Here is a 16,323-nt window from a genome sequence, read left to right as displayed (position 1 = left end):
GATGAGCGGCCGGGACCTTAACAGAGATACGAGGCGATGGAGGCTGATTCTCGGAAGGGAAAGCGAATCCCAACTGTCACGCGGGCTTGGCCCCGGAGGCGAAGGCGTACCGCTTACGGAAGAAGAAACGATTATGGACCAGGCGCTGGCCGCGATCTACGATCCGGAAGGCACGCTTTTCGGACGGGATTCCAGCGGAAGCTCCCCTCGCAGCGCCGGCCTCGGCCCCTCGGCACCGCATATCGCCAGGTGGCTCGGGGATGTGCGGGCCTTTTTCCCCGAGGAGGTCGTTTCCATTATTCAGAATGACGCCATGGAGCGCAAAGGCTGGAAGCAGCTGCTCTTTGAACCGGAGCTTCTGGCCTCCGTCAAGCCCGATATCCAGCTCGTTGGCACGTTGATGGCGCTCAAAGGTAAAATTCCCGAGCACACCAAGGAGACGGCCCGAGTACTGGTGCAGGCGGTCGTTGACGATCTGGTCCGCCGACTGGAGAACGATATCCGGCAGGCGGTAACCGGGGCGCTAAACCGCCGGCGTCATTCGCCGTTGCCCTCATTGAACGGAATCGACTGGAAACTGACAATCCGTAGAAACCTGAAGCATTACAACCAGGAGAGGGGCACGATCATTCCGGAGAGATTTTATTACTATGACAGGGCGAGACAAAGCAAGGAATGGACGGTGATTCTGGACATCGACCAGAGCGGGTCTATGGCAGATTCGGTCATTTGGGCATCCGTGACAGGATCGATCTTCGCGTCGCTTCCCGCGCTCGACACTAGAGTGGTCGTATTCGATACCCAGGTGGTTGATTTGACGGAGACTTGCGCAAACGATCCTGTCGATATGCTCTTCGGTATCCAGCTCGGCGGCGGAACGGACATTCAGAAGTCCGTCGCTTATTGCGAGCAGTTTATCGAGGAACCGAAGAAGACGCTGTTTATCCTCATTTCGGACCTTTATGAAGGCGGAAGCCAGGCCAGATTAATCCGTCGCATGCGGGAAATGCGGGAATCGGGAGTTCGGACCCTGTGCCTGCTGGCGCTATCCGACGGAGGTAAGCCTTTCTATGACGAACGGGTAGCGACCCAGCTCGCGAGGGACGGAACCCCTTGCTTCGCCTGTACACCAGGCGTGCTGCCTGCGCTGGTGGAGGGCGCGCTGAAGGGCAGCGATTTGACGGAGCTGGTCAAATCGCTGGAAGTGGAGACGGTGTGACGCGGCCTCGCAGGTTAGCTTCCGCTGAAGGCTACGAATCATTAATATGATTCTGAAGCGATTAGTGGGCTATAGATTTGAGCGACTGCCCTGAGAGGTTAACCCCTTTCTGTGACATACAGATTCGAGAAGTGGAGCCAAAGGAATCCGATTCTGTAGCGGCTATAACGAATGAAATTCATTTGAAGTATGGAAGAATTGATGGTCTTGCCAGTTGCGTCGGCGTTTTTGCAAACTCGAAAAACAATTGCTTCTCTAGTTGAAACCGATACAAAGGATCTCCAAGATGCGTTTCAAACGAATGTTATAACAACATTAGTTATGGATGGTGGCTTTATTATTTAAACTGTCTTATTCGAAATACGCCGGGGTCAGCTTTTCCAACCATATATCGTGACTGTCAAAAGAAAATAAAGTTCTAGACTGAAAAATAAAGTGTTAGACTCAGCAAATAAAGTTGTAGACTAAGAAAATAAAGTATTAGACTGACGATTCTTCATTAAGCTAACGGGCAGGATAATGCAATAGCCACCTTGAAATAATTGGAGATAAATTTATGACAGGGGCTGAGTAGTATGGTAAATGGGAGGATCTTAGGAATCGCATATAATGTAATTCCAGTTAAAAATGCAAAAAAATCTGGAGAATGGTTCGTCAGTCACTTTGGTTTTAACATCAGAAACGATAGAGGGAATTATATAAGTTTATTCAGGGATAACCGCCCAATAATTGATTTAATTGAATCTGATAATGACACAAGAGCGGTTTTTGAAGTAAACGGACGGTCAAGGTGGGTTGTAACATTTTTTACAGATGATATTGAATCATTACACATGAGACTAACATCTGAGGGAGTTACAACTAGACCAATTAGCAATGAAGGCATTTACGGCAAGTTTTTTGTTTTTGAGGACCTAGATGGAAACTTATTTGATGTATGGGAGCATAAAGATTGTGAGTTAATCTTTTAAGACAGCAGTCTAAGCTAACGGGAAACGTTAGTTCAAAACAGCAGGCAGATTAAAACCTCCCCTTAGAAGCAAACTAGATTTAATAGCTTCTAAAGGGAGGTTTTGTTATGAACTTAAGTGAGTTGTGGAGGTTGTATGAAGCTGACAAACGCATTCAAGGATTCAGTCCGAAAACATTAAAAGCATACGCTCTTCAGCACAAAATGTTGTTGTTGGAGCTTGGCAATCTCGATATCACAGAGGTAACGTTAACCATGCTGAAGGAGTGCTTGGCAAAACAAGCAGATCGTTTGAAGCCAAGCAGCCTGGGTCATCGAATTCGGTTTGTTCGTTCTCTTTTCCGTTACGCTTATGAAGAGACGTATCTGACTTCAAATCCTTCTCTAAAATTGAGAGAACCGAAATTAGATAAGCGCATTCCTAAGTTTTTGATTGAGGAAGACGTCATACACTTGAAGATCTCTTGTCAGTCACTCAGGGAAAGAGCGTTGCTTGAGTTCCTCTATTGTACCGGTTGCCGGGTTGGGGAGGTGGAAAAGATCAACATTGGGGATCTTAACTGGGAGAACTGCTCAGCGATTGTTAATGGCAAGGGATCTAAGCAGAGAGAAGTTTACTTTACGACAGAGTGCAAAGTATGGTTAAAGAAGTACCTGGCCAGCCGTGAGGACTCCTGCAAAGCCTTATTTGTTACCGATACGCACCCAACAAAACGAATGGCCATACCTACGATTAGATGGGCATTAAAACGTCTTGCAGATCGGGGAGAAATTGAAGCGAACGTATACCCGCATCGCTTTCGACATACTTATGCATGCCAACTCCTTGATAACGGTGCCCCATTGGATTTCATCCAAGGTATGCTCGGTCATGAGAAAGCATCGACCACTCAAATCTACGCACAGCTCCGCGGCGAACGTCGGAGAGAACTTTATCGACGATTCTTTTAGTTTGTATTGGCGGCGGATCCCCCTTTAGAAATCCGCCGCTGTTCAACTAAAGGGCAGGTTAACGTGGTAACATATTTCTCATGCTTCAATTCCATGTTATGGTAATATAGAGTTTAATTTATGAAAAATGTACAAGGCACTGTAAGCGAAATGGCTGAAGAACCGCTCATCTTTCTAGCGTGTATAATATGTTTTATCGTTAAGAATGTATGAATGTAAAATAGTACATATGGAGGTAATTAAGTTTGAGTACTCACTACTATTTCAGTTGGTTTAATGATTTTTTTCCAGAGAAGCTGGTCAAATGGTTGCATGAGGATATAACAGATCGAAAATCGCTTGTTATGATTAGCGCTGAACCGTCTGGTTATACAGGTGAGCAAATTAACATTGATGATGTTTCTGAATGTACATGGTTAAATCAGGCTAACATTATTTTTGATGAATATCATTTCATTGATTACCGCATGCAGAAGGAAGATGCCCAGCGATTAATTCACAACGCTTCTGTCATTTTTTTATGCGGTGGAGATCCTGTTTTGCAAAACGATTTTTTGGCGGATTATGAATTATCAAATGTTATTAAGAACAGCAATGCCGTTATAATGGGTGCCAGCGCCGGTGCGTTAAACATGGCTGCAAAATGGTTAAGCTTGAAAAACACTGGCTATGAAGTTGAAACAAGTACTATTTATGATGGTATTGGCTTTGATCATTTTGCCTATGAATCTCATTCTAAACGCGACTACGCCGCGTTTGTTCAAGGCTACCTGTTCCCCTTGTCTGAAGAGATTGATGTTTATGCGGCAGAACAGGAGAGCGCTATGCGTGTAAAGGACGGCAAAATAGACATAATGGGTCCTGTATATTTAATTTCCCACTCAAAGATTCAGAAATTGGTTGAGACGCTCTAATCAAGGCTTACAGCGAATCATCTCAGGTTTCCCCTCAATCTTAATATCCCCAGGACTTATTGTTGGGCAGAAATGATAAAATTTTTAGACCGCCTTCAATGGCGGTCTTTCTATGCTCGGGGATGCTAGCTGCTTATTTAATTGAACTAACGGGGAACGTTAGCGCAGAAAATACATCATGAGGCCGCCGCGGACCAATCGGGCGGCCTCATTAAGCTATCGGGCAGTTTAGTTTCACTATGGTTGATTTTCCCAAACGGCGTTAAAATGATAATAAACCTACAAGAGGAGGCACTCCATGCTTGATATTGAAAGAATAAAAAAGGTTATTCCTCATAGATACCCATTTCTATTGGTTGATAAAATCTTAGAAATAGATGAGGGCAAGAAAGCTGTTGGAATTAAAAATGTGACAATCAATGAACCTTATTTCCTTGGTCATTTTTCCGACTATCCAGTTATGCCTGGAGTCTTGATTGTAGAAGCATTGGCGCAAGTCGGTGGTATAGTTATGTCCAAAGAAGATAACAGTAATCACAAAATAGGCTTATTAACTGGTATTGATAATTGTCGATTCAGACAGCAAGTGAAACCTGGAGACCGACTCCTCCTTACGTTTGAGGTAACTCGAGTCAAGGGACAGATAGTCAAAGGAAAAGGCGTTGCCATGGTTAACAATGAAATGGTTTGTGAAACTGAAATAATGTTTGCATTCAGTTCGATTTAGGTTTTAAGCTAACGGGAAACGTTAGTTGAACAACAACAGCGGCAGTCTAAGACTTTATTTATTAAGTCTTAGACTGCCGCTGCTTCTTTTAATGGATCAGTCTAAAACTTATTTTTCAGTGGCTGACGATTCTTTATTTCAAGAACCGCATTAAATCAACTACTCCAGTCTAATACTTTATTTTCACCTAACAGTGACAACCCGTAGTGAAAATGGATTCGCAGTCATTAAGCTTTAACGGGTAAAAAGCAAACGAACCGGTCAAGAATAACCCTTTGATCGGTTCGTTTTTTGAGACAGCCTCATCTTTTTTGCGCTCCAAGATAACCTATAGCATAACCTCCCAGGTTAGAACAATAACAGGTACAAGTTCGAGCTGCCCGACTTTCTATGCACGATGAATGGTACAATGTGAATATAAGTAGAAATTAACGCTACCCGGAAGGATGGTAAGCATGAGCGAATCCAATCAGGAGTATATCGTAATCTCGGGTGCGAGGGAAAACAATCTCAAGAACGTATCCTTGCGCATTCCCAAGCGGAAGATCACGATCTTCACCGGGGTATCCGGATCCGGTAAGTCATCGATCGTCTTCGATACGATCGCCGCAGAATCCACGCGATTGCTGAATGAGAACTTCAGTATGTTCGTGCGAAATTTCCTGCCCCGCGTTCCTCAGCCGGATACGGACGCGATCGAGAACCTGAGCATGGCTGTTATTGTGGATCAGAAGCGGTTGGGCGGCGGTTCCCATTCCACGATGGGTACGATTACCGATATCTCTCCCATTCTCCGCCTTCTCTTCTCCCGAGTGGGTCAGCCCTATGTTGGACAAGCGCACATGTTCTCGTTTAACGATCCGCAAGGAATGTGTCCCGAGTGCAACGGGATCGGTCGCAGGCTGGGTGTCGACATGAGCAAGGCGCTGGACATGTCAAAGTCGTTGAATGAAGGGGCAATCATGCTGCCGGACTATAAGGTAGACAGCTGGGATTGGAACATGATCGTGCAGTCGGGGTTCTTCGACCTAGACAAGAAGCTGAGTGATTATTCGGATGAGGAGCTAGAGCAGCTGTTGTACGCCAAGGCGAGGAAAGTGGAGATGGATTTCGCTGGGAAGGCAGTGAATATTACGGTGGAGGGCGTCATCGAAAAGTTCACTAACAAGTACATCAAGCAGGATGTGAAGACGAAATCTGAGCGCACACAACGAGCGGTTGCGCCGTTTATCTCCGAGGGGCCTTGCTCCAGCTGCAGAGGCGCGAGACTCAGTCAGGCCGCACTTGGCTGCAGGATCAATGGACGGAGCATTGCGGAGCTGTCTTCCATGGAGGTCGGACAGCTCATCCGCGTCATTCGGGAGATCGACGACCCGATCGCCGCGCCGATTGTCAAGTCGCTGACGGAGCGGCTGCAGCACTTGGTGGATATCGGACTTGACTACTTGACGCTGGACCGTGAGACGGATACTTTGTCCGGCGGCGAGTCGCAGCGCGTCAAGATGGTGAAGCACCTGAGCGGCAGTCTGGTTGATGTCACTTACATCTTCGATGAGCCCAGCATTGGCTTGCACCCCCGTGATGTACACCGGTTAAATGGATTGCTTCAGAAGCTGCGCGACAAGGGCAATACCGTGATTGTCGTCGAGCATGATCCCGATGTGATCAAGTTGGCGGATCATATCGTTGACGTCGGGCCTCACGCCGGCAGCCGCGGTGGTTCCATCGTGTATGAAGGAAGCTTCCAAGGCCTGCTGGAGGCAGGTACGCTGACAAGCACCCATATGAAGCGGCCGCTCCAGCTGAAGCCCGATTGCAGGCAGCCATCCGGCAAGCTGTCCATCAAGGATGCCCAACTTCACAACCTGCGGAACGTGAGTGTAGATATTCCAACCGGAGTGCTGACAGCAGTTACGGGTGTCGCCGGCTCGGGCAAGAGCACGCTGATTAATGAAGTATTCTTCAGCCAGCATCCGGATGCGATCGTCATCGACCAATCGGCGGTAGGCGTGTCAACACGCTCGAATCCCGCGACCTACACGGGCATTATGGATGATGTACGCAAGGCGTTTGCTTCCGCGAACAAGGTGAGCCAAGGCTTGTTCAGCTTCAACTCCAAGGGAGCTTGCGAGAACTGCCAAGGGCTGGGTGTTGTGTATACAGACCTTGCATTCCTCGACAGCGTGAAGCTGCCATGTGAAGTATGCGGAGGCAGACGGTTCAAGGAAGAGGTGCTCGCGTACAAGCTGAACGGCAAGTCCATTGCAGATGTGCTGGAGATGACGGTGGAGCAGGCATTGGATTTTTTTCAGCTAAAAGAGGTTGTGCGCAAGCTCCAGGCGATGAGTGATGTGGGGCTGAACTATATTACACTCGGCCAGCCGCTCAGCACGCTCTCGGGCGGGGAATGCCAGCGCATCAAGCTGGCAAGCGAGCTGCATAAGAAGGGCAGCATCTACGTCATGGACGAGCCGACGACCGGTCTGCATATGTCAGATATCGGTCACCTTCTTGGGATCATGAACCGCCTCGTGGATGCAGGCAATACCGTGATCGTCATCGAGCACAACCTCGATGTGGTCAGCCAAGCGGATTGGATCATCGATATGGGACCGGACGGAGGCAGCAAGGGCGGCCAGGTGGTGTTCGAGGGCACACCGGCGCAGATCATCCATGCGGAGCAGTCGATCACAGGAAGATACTTGATATAATGCATTAAATCCACTTTCGTAATGAGTAAGGGTGCAGAAGGTCTTTCTTTGAAATCAAGCGATATCGCAGATGCAGTAGCATATGCGATTAGCACACCTGAAACTGTTGCAGTAAGTGAAATTATTATTCGTCCAACAAAACAAGTTATCTAATGGATGTTGCGAATATCTCCTATTAAAAAAATTGCCCCGCTGCTTGTTGAGGGGCAATTTTTTATTAATGACAGTTTCAGGATAATCCCTGCTCAATTGTTGATGGATGTAGATAAGCCCTTTATTTTTATACGATTCTTTCCAATAACTCTCCAACTTTTTCTGCCATGACACGAGGCGGATAAGGCATTCCATTCTTTAACCACCATTCAACTACCCCTACATATGCATTAGAAACAAATTCAACAACTACATCTTCTCTTTGTCCGGCATTTTTTCCTTGAGTGATGTCCACATCTTTCCTGAATTCTTCGATATTAAACTGAAGGAACCGACTTCGAAAATACGGAGCTCCTTCACTCGCTAACATCGTCGAAAAGAATAAAAAATTGTTCTCAAAGTATTCCATACAGTGTACAGTCGATTCCAAAAAATCCATTTCAGCTGCCGATTCACAAAAATCACTCATATTGTATATATGTTCTTCCATGATCTTATCTAACAGGTCAAATTTATCCATGTAATGAAGATAAATAGTTCCCCGGTTTACATTTGCCCTGTCCGAAATATCTTGAATGGTAATGTTATCAAAACTTTTTTCAGTCATCAGTTCAATAAGAGCCTTCTTAATGGCTTCTTGGCTTTTGGCTACTCTTCGATCAACTTTCATTGTTGGGTCACCAGACTTTCTATAGGTAATTAATACTTTATTTAGATCTGTTGAGTGATCAACAAATTGTGTTCTTATAACGATTGAAAGCAGCATCTTTCAATTTTTTATTATAAACGAATGTTGTTTAATCAATCAATGGTGATTTTTGTAGACTAATGCGTAAGGCGACTGAAAAATAAAGTAATAGACCGGGAGCGGCATAAAGCTAAAGGGCAGGTTAAATAAATTATAATGTTTAGAAAAGAGAAAAACTGAAATGTAACAACATCAGATTATTCCTATATAAAAGGAGATTTGATGTGATGAATCAGAGATTGACGGACTATTTGAACGGCGTTTTTACGCCATACGACGGGGTAAAAAGCATCACCGAATTAAAGGCCTACCTGCTCTCCGATTTAAAGGAACGGTATAGTGAGCTCAGAGCTGAGGGTAAAGACGAAGAAACGGCGTTTAAGATGACCATTGATAGTATCGGCGACATTGAGCAGACGATTCTGGAGGTCGCTAACCTCTCCCGCTCGCTGGAGCGGCAAGTGCTGACAAACTTTAGCGCAAGCAACCTGCCAAAGAGCGACTTTACAGGCGTTACTGCCCATAAAGGACTGTTTGAAGGCAGTGCGCTGCGCGGTTCCGACTTTTCTGGCGCAGATTTGACCGGCAGTTCGTTTAAGGGCAGCGACGTACGCGAAGCCAATTTTGACGGCGCGAATCTGACAGACTGCAGCCTGTCCGCGCTTGACCTGGCAAATGCAAGCTTCAATAAGACGATCCTTGTACGAACCAATTTCAGCAAGTCGGGGCTTGACGGAGTCAAATTCACAGGCGTAAAACTGACCGACGTGATGTTAACAATGACCGATCTTAGAAAAACAATTTTTGACGGTTGTTTATTTGATGGCGTCAACTTCAAATATTCCGACCTTCGCGGGCTATGTTTCGACGGGCAAACTTTTATCGGTGTTAGGTTTGACAAAGCGGCATTAAACGAAGTTTCGTTCAGGGGAGCTACACTCAAAAATGTATCATTTCAATCTGCGTTTACCTTGTCAAAGAAGTATTATCGCGCAATCAAAACCATCTGTTTTGACGGCGCAACGATGGATAAACTGACCTTTGCTCTGCTCAAAGGCATGGAAGCCGATTTGTCAAAAGTTACAGTCATTTAAGGGAGGTAATCCGATGCAAACCGTGCAAACCAAGTCCATTCAAGTAAAAGGACTGCAGAAATCCTACAAGCAGCATCAAGTGCTGAAGGGCGTAGATTTCGAGGTGGAAAAGGGCAGTATTTTCGCTCTCCTTGGCTCCAACGGGGCAGGCAAGACAACGGTTGTCAAAATCCTCACCACGCTGCTCAAACCAGACGGCGGAACTGCAGCCATAAACGGATTCGATGTTTCGTCAGAACCCGATCACGTGCGGCAGGCGATCAGTCTGGCCGGGCAATTTGCCGCCGTGGATGAAATTTTGACTGGACGGGAAAATCTGATCATGATTGCCAAGCTGAGATACCTCAAAAACCCGCACCAGGTTGCGGACGACGTGTTAAAACGCTTCGGCCTGGCAGACGCCGCAGACCGCAGAGTGTCTACTTACTCGGGGGGGATGCGCCGCAGGCTTGACATTGCCTTGAGCCTTGTGGGAAAACCGCAAATCATTTTTCTGGATGAGCCGACCACCGGGCTTGACCCCGAGGCACGGATCGAGGTTTGGAAGATTGTCAAGGAGCTTACCGACGGCGGGACGACGGTACTTCTCACCACACAGTATTTGGAGGAGGCCGAGCAGCTTGCCGACCGGATTGCCATTTTGCACGAAGGCAGGATTATCGCGAGCGGGACGCTCCCGGAGCTAAAAAAGATGTTCCCGTCCGCAAAGGTGGAGTATGTTGAAAAACAACCGACATTAGAGGAGATCTTCCTCGCCATCGTCGGCAAAAAGGAGGGAAAGTAAATGGAGGCGGCAAAGAAGCATTTTTTCATCGATATAAGCGTTATGCTTGGACGTTCCATGCGTCACATTTTCCGCAGTATGGACACCATCATCACGGTCACCCTCTTGCCGATCGCGTTTATGCTGCTGTTCGTCTATGTGTTCGGCGGCGAAATTCAATCCGGAACGGATAACTATGTGAATTACTTGCTGCCGGGAATACTCCTGATGGCGATTGCCAGCGGAATATCCTACACGGCTTTCCGTTTGTTTACCGATGTGCAGAGGGGCATAGTCGAGCGTTTTCACACCATGCCGATTTCACGTTCCGCCTTGCTTTGGGGGCATGTGCTGACTTCGCTGGTATCCAACGCCATATCGGTGGTCGTCATCATTCTCGCAGCGTTGATTATGGGTTTTCGTTCGTCCGCGGGAGTGCTGCCATGGCTTGCCGTAGCCGGCATACTCGCGCTGTTTACTCTGGCCTTAACTTGGGTCGCAGCAATTGCCGGACTGTCCGCAAAAACGGTCGATGGCGCTAACGCCTTTGCCTACCCGATTATCTTCCTGCCATTTATCAGCTCGGCATTTGTGCCAACCGAGTCGATGCCGACCGTCGTTCGCGTCTTTGCCGAAAACCAGCCGGTGACCTCAATCGTAGAAGCCATCCGTGCACTGCTGTCAGGTCAACAGGTGGGTAATGATATATGGGTTGCGCTTGCGTGGTGCATCGGAACTATGCTCCTGGCTTATATCTTTGCAATGAGAGCGTATAAAAAGCGAGTATGAAAAAAAGACATTCCAGCTCCTGTTTGCGGGTACTGATCATTCCGATGGGGAAGGTCTATGGAGTAGATATGACCCCTGAAATGGCGAACCTGGCCCATAAAAATGCTTCCACGAACGGATACGAATGTCGAATTTCGATTTGGAGAAATCGAGTATTGGATTGTGTCGCAGTTACAAAATAACGAACCGTTCCCCGAATAGAGGAACGGCTTTTCATTATTATTGGCACTTAGTTTTTTAAAAAAATGAGTATTTCCTTGCTGAAGATATCCGGACGTCTTATGCCAGTGCTGTATCAAGAACCCATTGATGCTTGTTTTCGAATAGATTGGCGTGCCGGAAGAAAGCAGAGAAGCGTCACAACAAGGGCTGCTGTAATAAATACTACTGATCCCAATATGGAGCTCGATATAGCATGAGCGAAATGCATCTTTGAAGGTTGGTCCGTACGGATAGCTGCATCAAATACGGATATGAGAATAGCCAGTCCCAACGAGGAACCGCTTTGATGCGCGACATTAATCAGACCCGAAGCTGCACCGTTATCTTGAGGATCCACATCTGAGAGCCCCAGAACGGTAAGCGGTTGGAAAACCATTCCGGCGCCAATGCCCATGACGGTCAAGAGGATGAACATTTGCGGAAAGAACTGAGCTTGTACGGAGACGATTCGGCTTAACCAAAGTGTACCAATGATGGAGAGTAGCAAACCGGACATCAGGACTTTCCTATTTCCATAACGTTGCACCAACCCAGGTATTAGATACATCATCCCGAACTGGGCGACTGTAAATGGCAGGAAGGCTAAACCTGCTTCAAGCGAGCTGGAACCGAGGACGTTTTGCATATATTGAGGGATAAAGAAAAAGAGTGAAAAATTCCCGCATACCATTAGGAACCTTCCAAGATAAGCCCCGGACCGCTGGCGGCTCGCAAACAATCGGAGCGGGATTATCGGCTCAGCCACTCGAGATTCAATAAGAACGAATGCCGCTAACAAAACAATCCCGGCTGCAAGTGAAATCCATGTTTCGGGTTCCCCCCAACCGCGATCTGCAGCTTGAACAAAACCGTATACCAACGCAGTCATGCCGATTACAGAGGCAATTGCACCCCAAAGATCAAAACGTCCGGTCTTCGTACCTGTTTTCTGAATAAACCTCTGTACCAAAAAGAGCAAAGCAATCCCAATGGGGACATTGATAAACATCCCGACGCGCCAGGAAATAAAATCAGTGAAAAATCCGCCAAGAAGGAGACCGACACTGCCGCCTCCGGCCGAAACCGCGCTGTACATCGCGATCGCTTTAGCACGTTCCTTGGCCTCTACAAAGCTCGCTGACAGCAATGCTAGTGCAGCAGGTGTTGCCAAAGCAGCCGCAAAGCCTTGGAATGCACGGGAGACAAGCAAAAATTCGGCTGTCGGCGCCAAACCGGCCAGCATAGAGGTAAGCGAAAATAATCCAATGCCTACACTAAGCATTCTTCTGCGCCCCAAAAGATCCCCTGCACGGGCACCGAGCAACAAGAAACCGCCGAACGGCAAAATGTAGGCATTTTGGACCCAAGTCAAGCTGGTTGCCGTCATATGCAACGATCGACCGATTTGAGGTATTGCCGTTACCATAATAGAGGCGTCAAGCACAACGATAAGTTGACATGCGATAATTATGGTTAAAATGATCCACTTTGATTGATTCATAATCATGTTCCTTTCCAATTAGTTGTATAGTGTTCCTGAAGAATATTATGGATGAAGCCCGCGGAAGGAAGTAGACCGTTCCTGCAGAAAACTTGCCTAAAGCTGCAAATTGATATAGATTAGAAAAAGAAGGGGGGAATGGAATTCATGCCGGAACAAAGATTGGATAATCACGTTATCACTGGAAAGAATGTTTCTATTCATAAGAAAGCGCTGGATCAACTCATTGACATGACGGATCGGATTACCCCGGCAGACGGACGGACGCCAACCATTGTTCCGTTTCTTTCCATAATCAGAAGCAGTCGCGAGACACAGCGAAGTACAGGTGTTTTGACTCCTTCCTTTTGCCTGATCCTTCAAGGAACTAAGAGACTTTACCTTGGTCAAGAGATTTTTCATTACTCAGCGGGTGATTATTTGGCGTCGCTGATCGATATGCCGGCTTCAGCCCAAGTCATCGGAGCCACGGAAGAATCGCCTTACATGGGGTTGCGTATCGATTTTACAACGCAAGAAATAGCTTCTGTAGCCATGGAGGCACAAATCGTTACGGAGCCAAAAGAGAATGATCTGAGTGCCGGAGCCTTCATCGGAAAAGCGGATGCCGAGCTGCTAGATATATTTTTCCGGTTACTGAAGCTAATCGATAAGCCTAAAGAAGTCCGATTTCTGTCCGAACTGATCAAAAGGGAAATGATTTTTAACTTACTGTCAGGTGATTTTGGACACTTATTTTTCCAAAAGGTACTCTTTGATCAAAGAGCGGATGGAGTCGGTAAGGCGATCCAATGGATCAAAGAAAATTATGCACGTTCTTTTACCGTTGAGGAACTTGCAAAATCCTGCAACATGAGTACCTCCGGACTGCATCATAAATTCAAAGCGATTACAACAATGGGGCCTTTGCAATATCAGAAGCAGCTTCGCCTGCAGGAAGCCAGGCGCCAGATGTTGAGCGGTCCCATGGGGGCAACGATGGCCGCATTGACAGTAGGCTATGAAAGTCCGTCGCAATTCAATCGGGAATACCGAAGGCTTTTTGGTTTACCTCCTCTGCAAGATATCAAAGCGTTGCGAAAATCTTCCCGCGCTTGGGGATTCGAGGATAGTTAATGATGGATCTCATCTTTCACTACAGAACATCTTATAGTATTACCACCAAAAGACTGGGCAGTACGCAATTTAAATATAACTCGCTGGACTAACATGGATCGTGATGGACTTTTTACGGCCATGGAAGAGCCAGAGCTTTAGCCCAAGAAATTCGTGCCTTCTACAAGCCTTATAGAGTGAAAGAGGGAGTGTTTCTGATGGAGGACGACTTCTCTTCGTAAATAGATATATCGACATGATTACAGCGTATCTAACGCTTTATAAGCTTTTCTGATTTTTTGGCTTTGCACCTTATTTGTAAAATAAGAGGAGTGAAGCGCATTGAAATATACGAATGCAAAAAAAATATTACCCGAAAAGCTAATTATGGAGATTCAACAGTATGTCCAGGGAGAGACGATTTACATTCCTAAGCAGGAAAAGGAATTTCATCATTGGGGAAGCTTGAGTGGCGGAAGACAGTGGCTAGATCACCGAAATGCTGCTATTAAAGAAGCTTTTAAGAATAATCATAATAGTATTGAACAGCTAGCTAAGGACTATTTTCTCTCCGTAGAAACGATTAAGAGAATTGTTTATTCAGGAAATAAGTAGCACAAGACACTGATGAAGTTTCTTCATCAGTGTCTTTTTATGTCTAGAACGATTCTAAGTTATTGTTTTCATATTAATGGCTTATTGAGCGCTTTAGAATATGAACAACGGAAGAGGAGGCGACCCGCAAAAGATCAAGAAAGCGAGGAACATTACAATGAATGAACAAAAAAGCAGAAGCAGGCATCTGATAGATCATGAGATTATTAGTGCGATTGATTTATTTCCGACAAGTGATTTATCGGATACTACGCTAATGGAATCGCGGCAAAATCAATCAAAAATGGTGCCTCAAATCGATGTAACGCAACTGTTTCCTGTCACATTTGAAGAGAGGACGGTACCCAGTTATTTTGGAGGACCCGATATTCGCATAGAAATTATTAAACCCCGCCAACCAAAGTATAGTAAGACGCCGTTGTATTATTCGATTCACGGTGGGGGAATGGTTTTGGGAAGTCCGGTCGTCGACCGTCGAGGGAATGCGGCACTGGCTGCGGAACATGGTTTTTGCTGCGTATCTGTGTATTACAGACTAGCGCCGGAACATATTCAGCCAAGTCAATTGCAGGATTGTTATTCAGGCCTGAAATGGTGCATTGAACATGCTGAGGAATTAGCGATAGATGCTCAGAAAGTGGCTGTAGCTGGCAGCAGCGCTGGCGGCGGATTAGCCGCGGGCCTAGCCCTATACGTTCGTGATCAGAAGGAATTCGATATCCATCATCTAAGACTACGGAGTCCAATGCTTGACGACCGTACGGGAATTTCGTCAGAGCATCCTTATGCCGGCGAGTTTGTTTGGACAAAAATAAGCAACTATTTCGGCTGGAAATCGGTATTAGGGCATGAACCCGGTCAAGAGAGGACAAGCGAGTATTATGTGCCTGCGCGTGCAAAATCATTGGCTGATTTACCGCCAACTTATATAAGCATAGGAAGCATTGATTTGTTTATTGATGAAGCCTTATTATTTGCCAAACAACTAGCTTTTGACGGTGTCTTAGTTGAATTACATGTATACCCTGGATATCATCACTTGGCTCCAGCGTTTCCGAATGCGCATTACTCTCAAGAAGGCGCTAAATCAAGTGAATATGCGTTACTAAAAGCTCTTGAGTTACTTTGATTGTAACCCTTTAATATTTCTCTGCTGAGCGTTCATTTAGGGAAGAAATCTCCCCAACCAAACGCCTGATTTGACGCGGTTTTTTTGGTTACAAAATCGTAATGTATTGAGTAATAAGTTGTAGACTCATGATCCCGTTTCAGTTATATTTATCAAAGGTTTAAGAGCAATTTCGCTCTGCGAAGTTTGAGTAACTAACTTAGGAATAAGTCGATGGATTATAACTGAGGAGGAAATAAAATGTTTAAAGTTATGTCTTTTCTAACTAAAAAAGATGGAATGGATACTAGGGAATTTATCAATTACTATGAGAACAATCACGTGCCGCTAATTGCAAGTATTGCCCCTGTTCCAGACGGATATAAGCGCAACTATATTATAAAAGACAATATTCAGGGCGAAGTGGGAGACTATGATGTAATTACCGAAATGACCTTTTCAAATCGCGAGGCTTATGAAACTTGGGTGGCTAAAATGTATGCTCCAGATACCGGGGTAATAGAGGATGAGTCCAGGTTTCTGGACAGATCAAAAACTAAACCACATTTTATTGAAGAATATAAAACCGATAAATAATTGGAGTTATATCAAGTAATATGGTTTGAATTGTTGCATTCAACTAACAAGAGCCCATTACTGTCAGCAGAAAATAAAGTATTAGACGCTCATGCCGCTGACGCGGTACCATTAGAAGATGAAATAAAGTTATTTCAGGATAAACTGAATGTCTTTATTCCACGCGG

At 45.9% G+C, this 16,323-nt stretch carries 15 protein-coding genes; 13 read left to right on the top strand and 2 right to left on the bottom strand.

What is annotated here, in order from left to right; genetic code table 11:
* Position 1 precedes the first annotated feature (1 nt).
* From PDUR_RS13760 to PDUR_RS13735, 6 genes are all read left to right on the top strand, one after another.
* Positions 2–1,219, top strand: coding sequence for a VWA domain-containing protein (locus PDUR_RS13760; protein WP_042206768.1), 1,218 nt, complete (start codon positions 2–4; stop codon positions 1,217–1,219).
* 575 nt (positions 1,220–1,794) lie between these two features.
* Positions 1,795–2,190, top strand: a complete 396-nt coding sequence (locus tag PDUR_RS13755; RefSeq protein ID WP_025696883.1) for a VOC family protein — start codon at positions 1,795–1,797, stop codon at positions 2,188–2,190.
* A 107-nt stretch (positions 2,191–2,297) separates the two neighbouring features.
* Complete coding sequence (locus tag PDUR_RS13750; protein ID WP_042206767.1) at positions 2,298–3,140, top strand: tyrosine-type recombinase/integrase; 843 nt, start codon at positions 2,298–2,300, stop codon at positions 3,138–3,140.
* A gap of 245 nt (positions 3,141–3,385) precedes the next feature.
* On the top strand, positions 3,386–4,054 hold the full coding sequence (locus PDUR_RS13745) for a Type 1 glutamine amidotransferase-like domain-containing protein (RefSeq protein WP_042206766.1): 669 nt from the start codon (positions 3,386–3,388) through the stop codon (positions 4,052–4,054).
* 298 nt (positions 4,055–4,352) lie between these two features.
* Entirely contained in the window at positions 4,353–4,781 is a 429-nt protein-coding gene (fabZ, locus tag PDUR_RS13740) for a 3-hydroxyacyl-ACP dehydratase FabZ (protein ID WP_042206765.1), read from the top strand.
* Positions 4,782–5,236: 455 nt separating this feature from the next.
* Positions 5,237–7,492, top strand: coding sequence for an ATP-binding cassette domain-containing protein (locus PDUR_RS13735; RefSeq protein WP_042206764.1), 2,256 nt, complete (start codon positions 5,237–5,239; stop codon positions 7,490–7,492).
* A gap of 280 nt (positions 7,493–7,772) precedes the next feature.
* Here PDUR_RS13735 and PDUR_RS13730 read toward each other — a convergent pair whose 3' ends face one another.
* Complete coding sequence (locus tag PDUR_RS13730; RefSeq protein WP_042206763.1) at positions 7,773–8,315, bottom strand: TetR/AcrR family transcriptional regulator; 543 nt, start codon at positions 8,313–8,315, stop codon at positions 7,773–7,775.
* A 305-nt stretch (positions 8,316–8,620) separates the two neighbouring features.
* Between PDUR_RS13730 and PDUR_RS13725 the strand changes: the two genes are divergently transcribed.
* The 3 genes from PDUR_RS13725 to PDUR_RS13715 are packed head-to-tail and all read left to right on the top strand — an operon-like array spanning position 8,621 to position 11,039.
* Positions 8,621–9,487: a pentapeptide repeat-containing protein gene (locus PDUR_RS13725; RefSeq protein ID WP_042206762.1), complete on the top strand. Its 867-nt coding sequence runs from the start codon at positions 8,621–8,623 to the stop codon at positions 9,485–9,487.
* A gap of 13 nt (positions 9,488–9,500) precedes the next feature.
* The gene (locus tag PDUR_RS13720; protein WP_042206761.1) at positions 9,501–10,271 is read left to right on the top strand and encodes an ABC transporter ATP-binding protein; all 771 of its coding nucleotides are present in this window, start codon (positions 9,501–9,503) and stop codon (positions 10,269–10,271) included.
* Positions 10,272–11,039: an ABC transporter permease gene (locus PDUR_RS13715; RefSeq protein WP_042206760.1), complete on the top strand. Its 768-nt coding sequence runs from the start codon at positions 10,272–10,274 to the stop codon at positions 11,037–11,039.
* Positions 11,040–11,334: 295 nt separating this feature from the next.
* Here the strand turns inward: PDUR_RS13715 and PDUR_RS13710 are convergent, their stop codons facing one another.
* The gene (locus tag PDUR_RS13710) at positions 11,335–12,741 is read right to left on the bottom strand and encodes an MFS transporter (protein WP_042206759.1); all 1,407 of its coding nucleotides are present in this window, start codon (positions 12,739–12,741) and stop codon (positions 11,335–11,337) included.
* A 147-nt stretch (positions 12,742–12,888) separates the two neighbouring features.
* Here PDUR_RS13710 and PDUR_RS13705 point away from each other — a divergent pair, with 147 nt between their 5' ends.
* The 4 genes from PDUR_RS13705 (at position 12,889) to PDUR_RS13690 (ending at position 16,156) form a co-directional block, all read left to right on the top strand.
* Entirely contained in the window at positions 12,889–13,857 is a 969-nt protein-coding gene (locus tag PDUR_RS13705; protein WP_042209356.1) for an AraC family transcriptional regulator, read from the top strand.
* A gap of 321 nt (positions 13,858–14,178) precedes the next feature.
* Positions 14,179–14,451: a CD3324 family protein gene (locus tag PDUR_RS13700; RefSeq protein ID WP_042206758.1), complete on the top strand. Its 273-nt coding sequence runs from the start codon at positions 14,179–14,181 to the stop codon at positions 14,449–14,451.
* A gap of 157 nt (positions 14,452–14,608) precedes the next feature.
* Positions 14,609–15,580, top strand: coding sequence for an alpha/beta hydrolase fold domain-containing protein (locus PDUR_RS13695; protein ID WP_042209355.1), 972 nt, complete (start codon positions 14,609–14,611; stop codon positions 15,578–15,580).
* 240 nt (positions 15,581–15,820) lie between these two features.
* Positions 15,821–16,156 carry an EthD domain-containing protein gene (locus PDUR_RS13690; RefSeq protein WP_042206757.1) on the top strand — a complete coding sequence of 112 codons (336 nt, stop codon included), beginning with the start codon at positions 15,821–15,823 and terminating at the stop codon, positions 16,154–16,156.
* The last annotated feature ends 167 nt before the right edge of the window (positions 16,157–16,323 follow it).

It is taken from the genome of Paenibacillus durus, assembly GCF_000756615.1.
Lineage (GTDB): Bacteria > Bacillota > Bacilli > Paenibacillales > Paenibacillaceae > Paenibacillus_AQ > Paenibacillus_AQ durus.
Note: the sequence above shows the minus strand (reverse complement) of the source record. Positions and strands in the feature narration are given on the sequence as shown.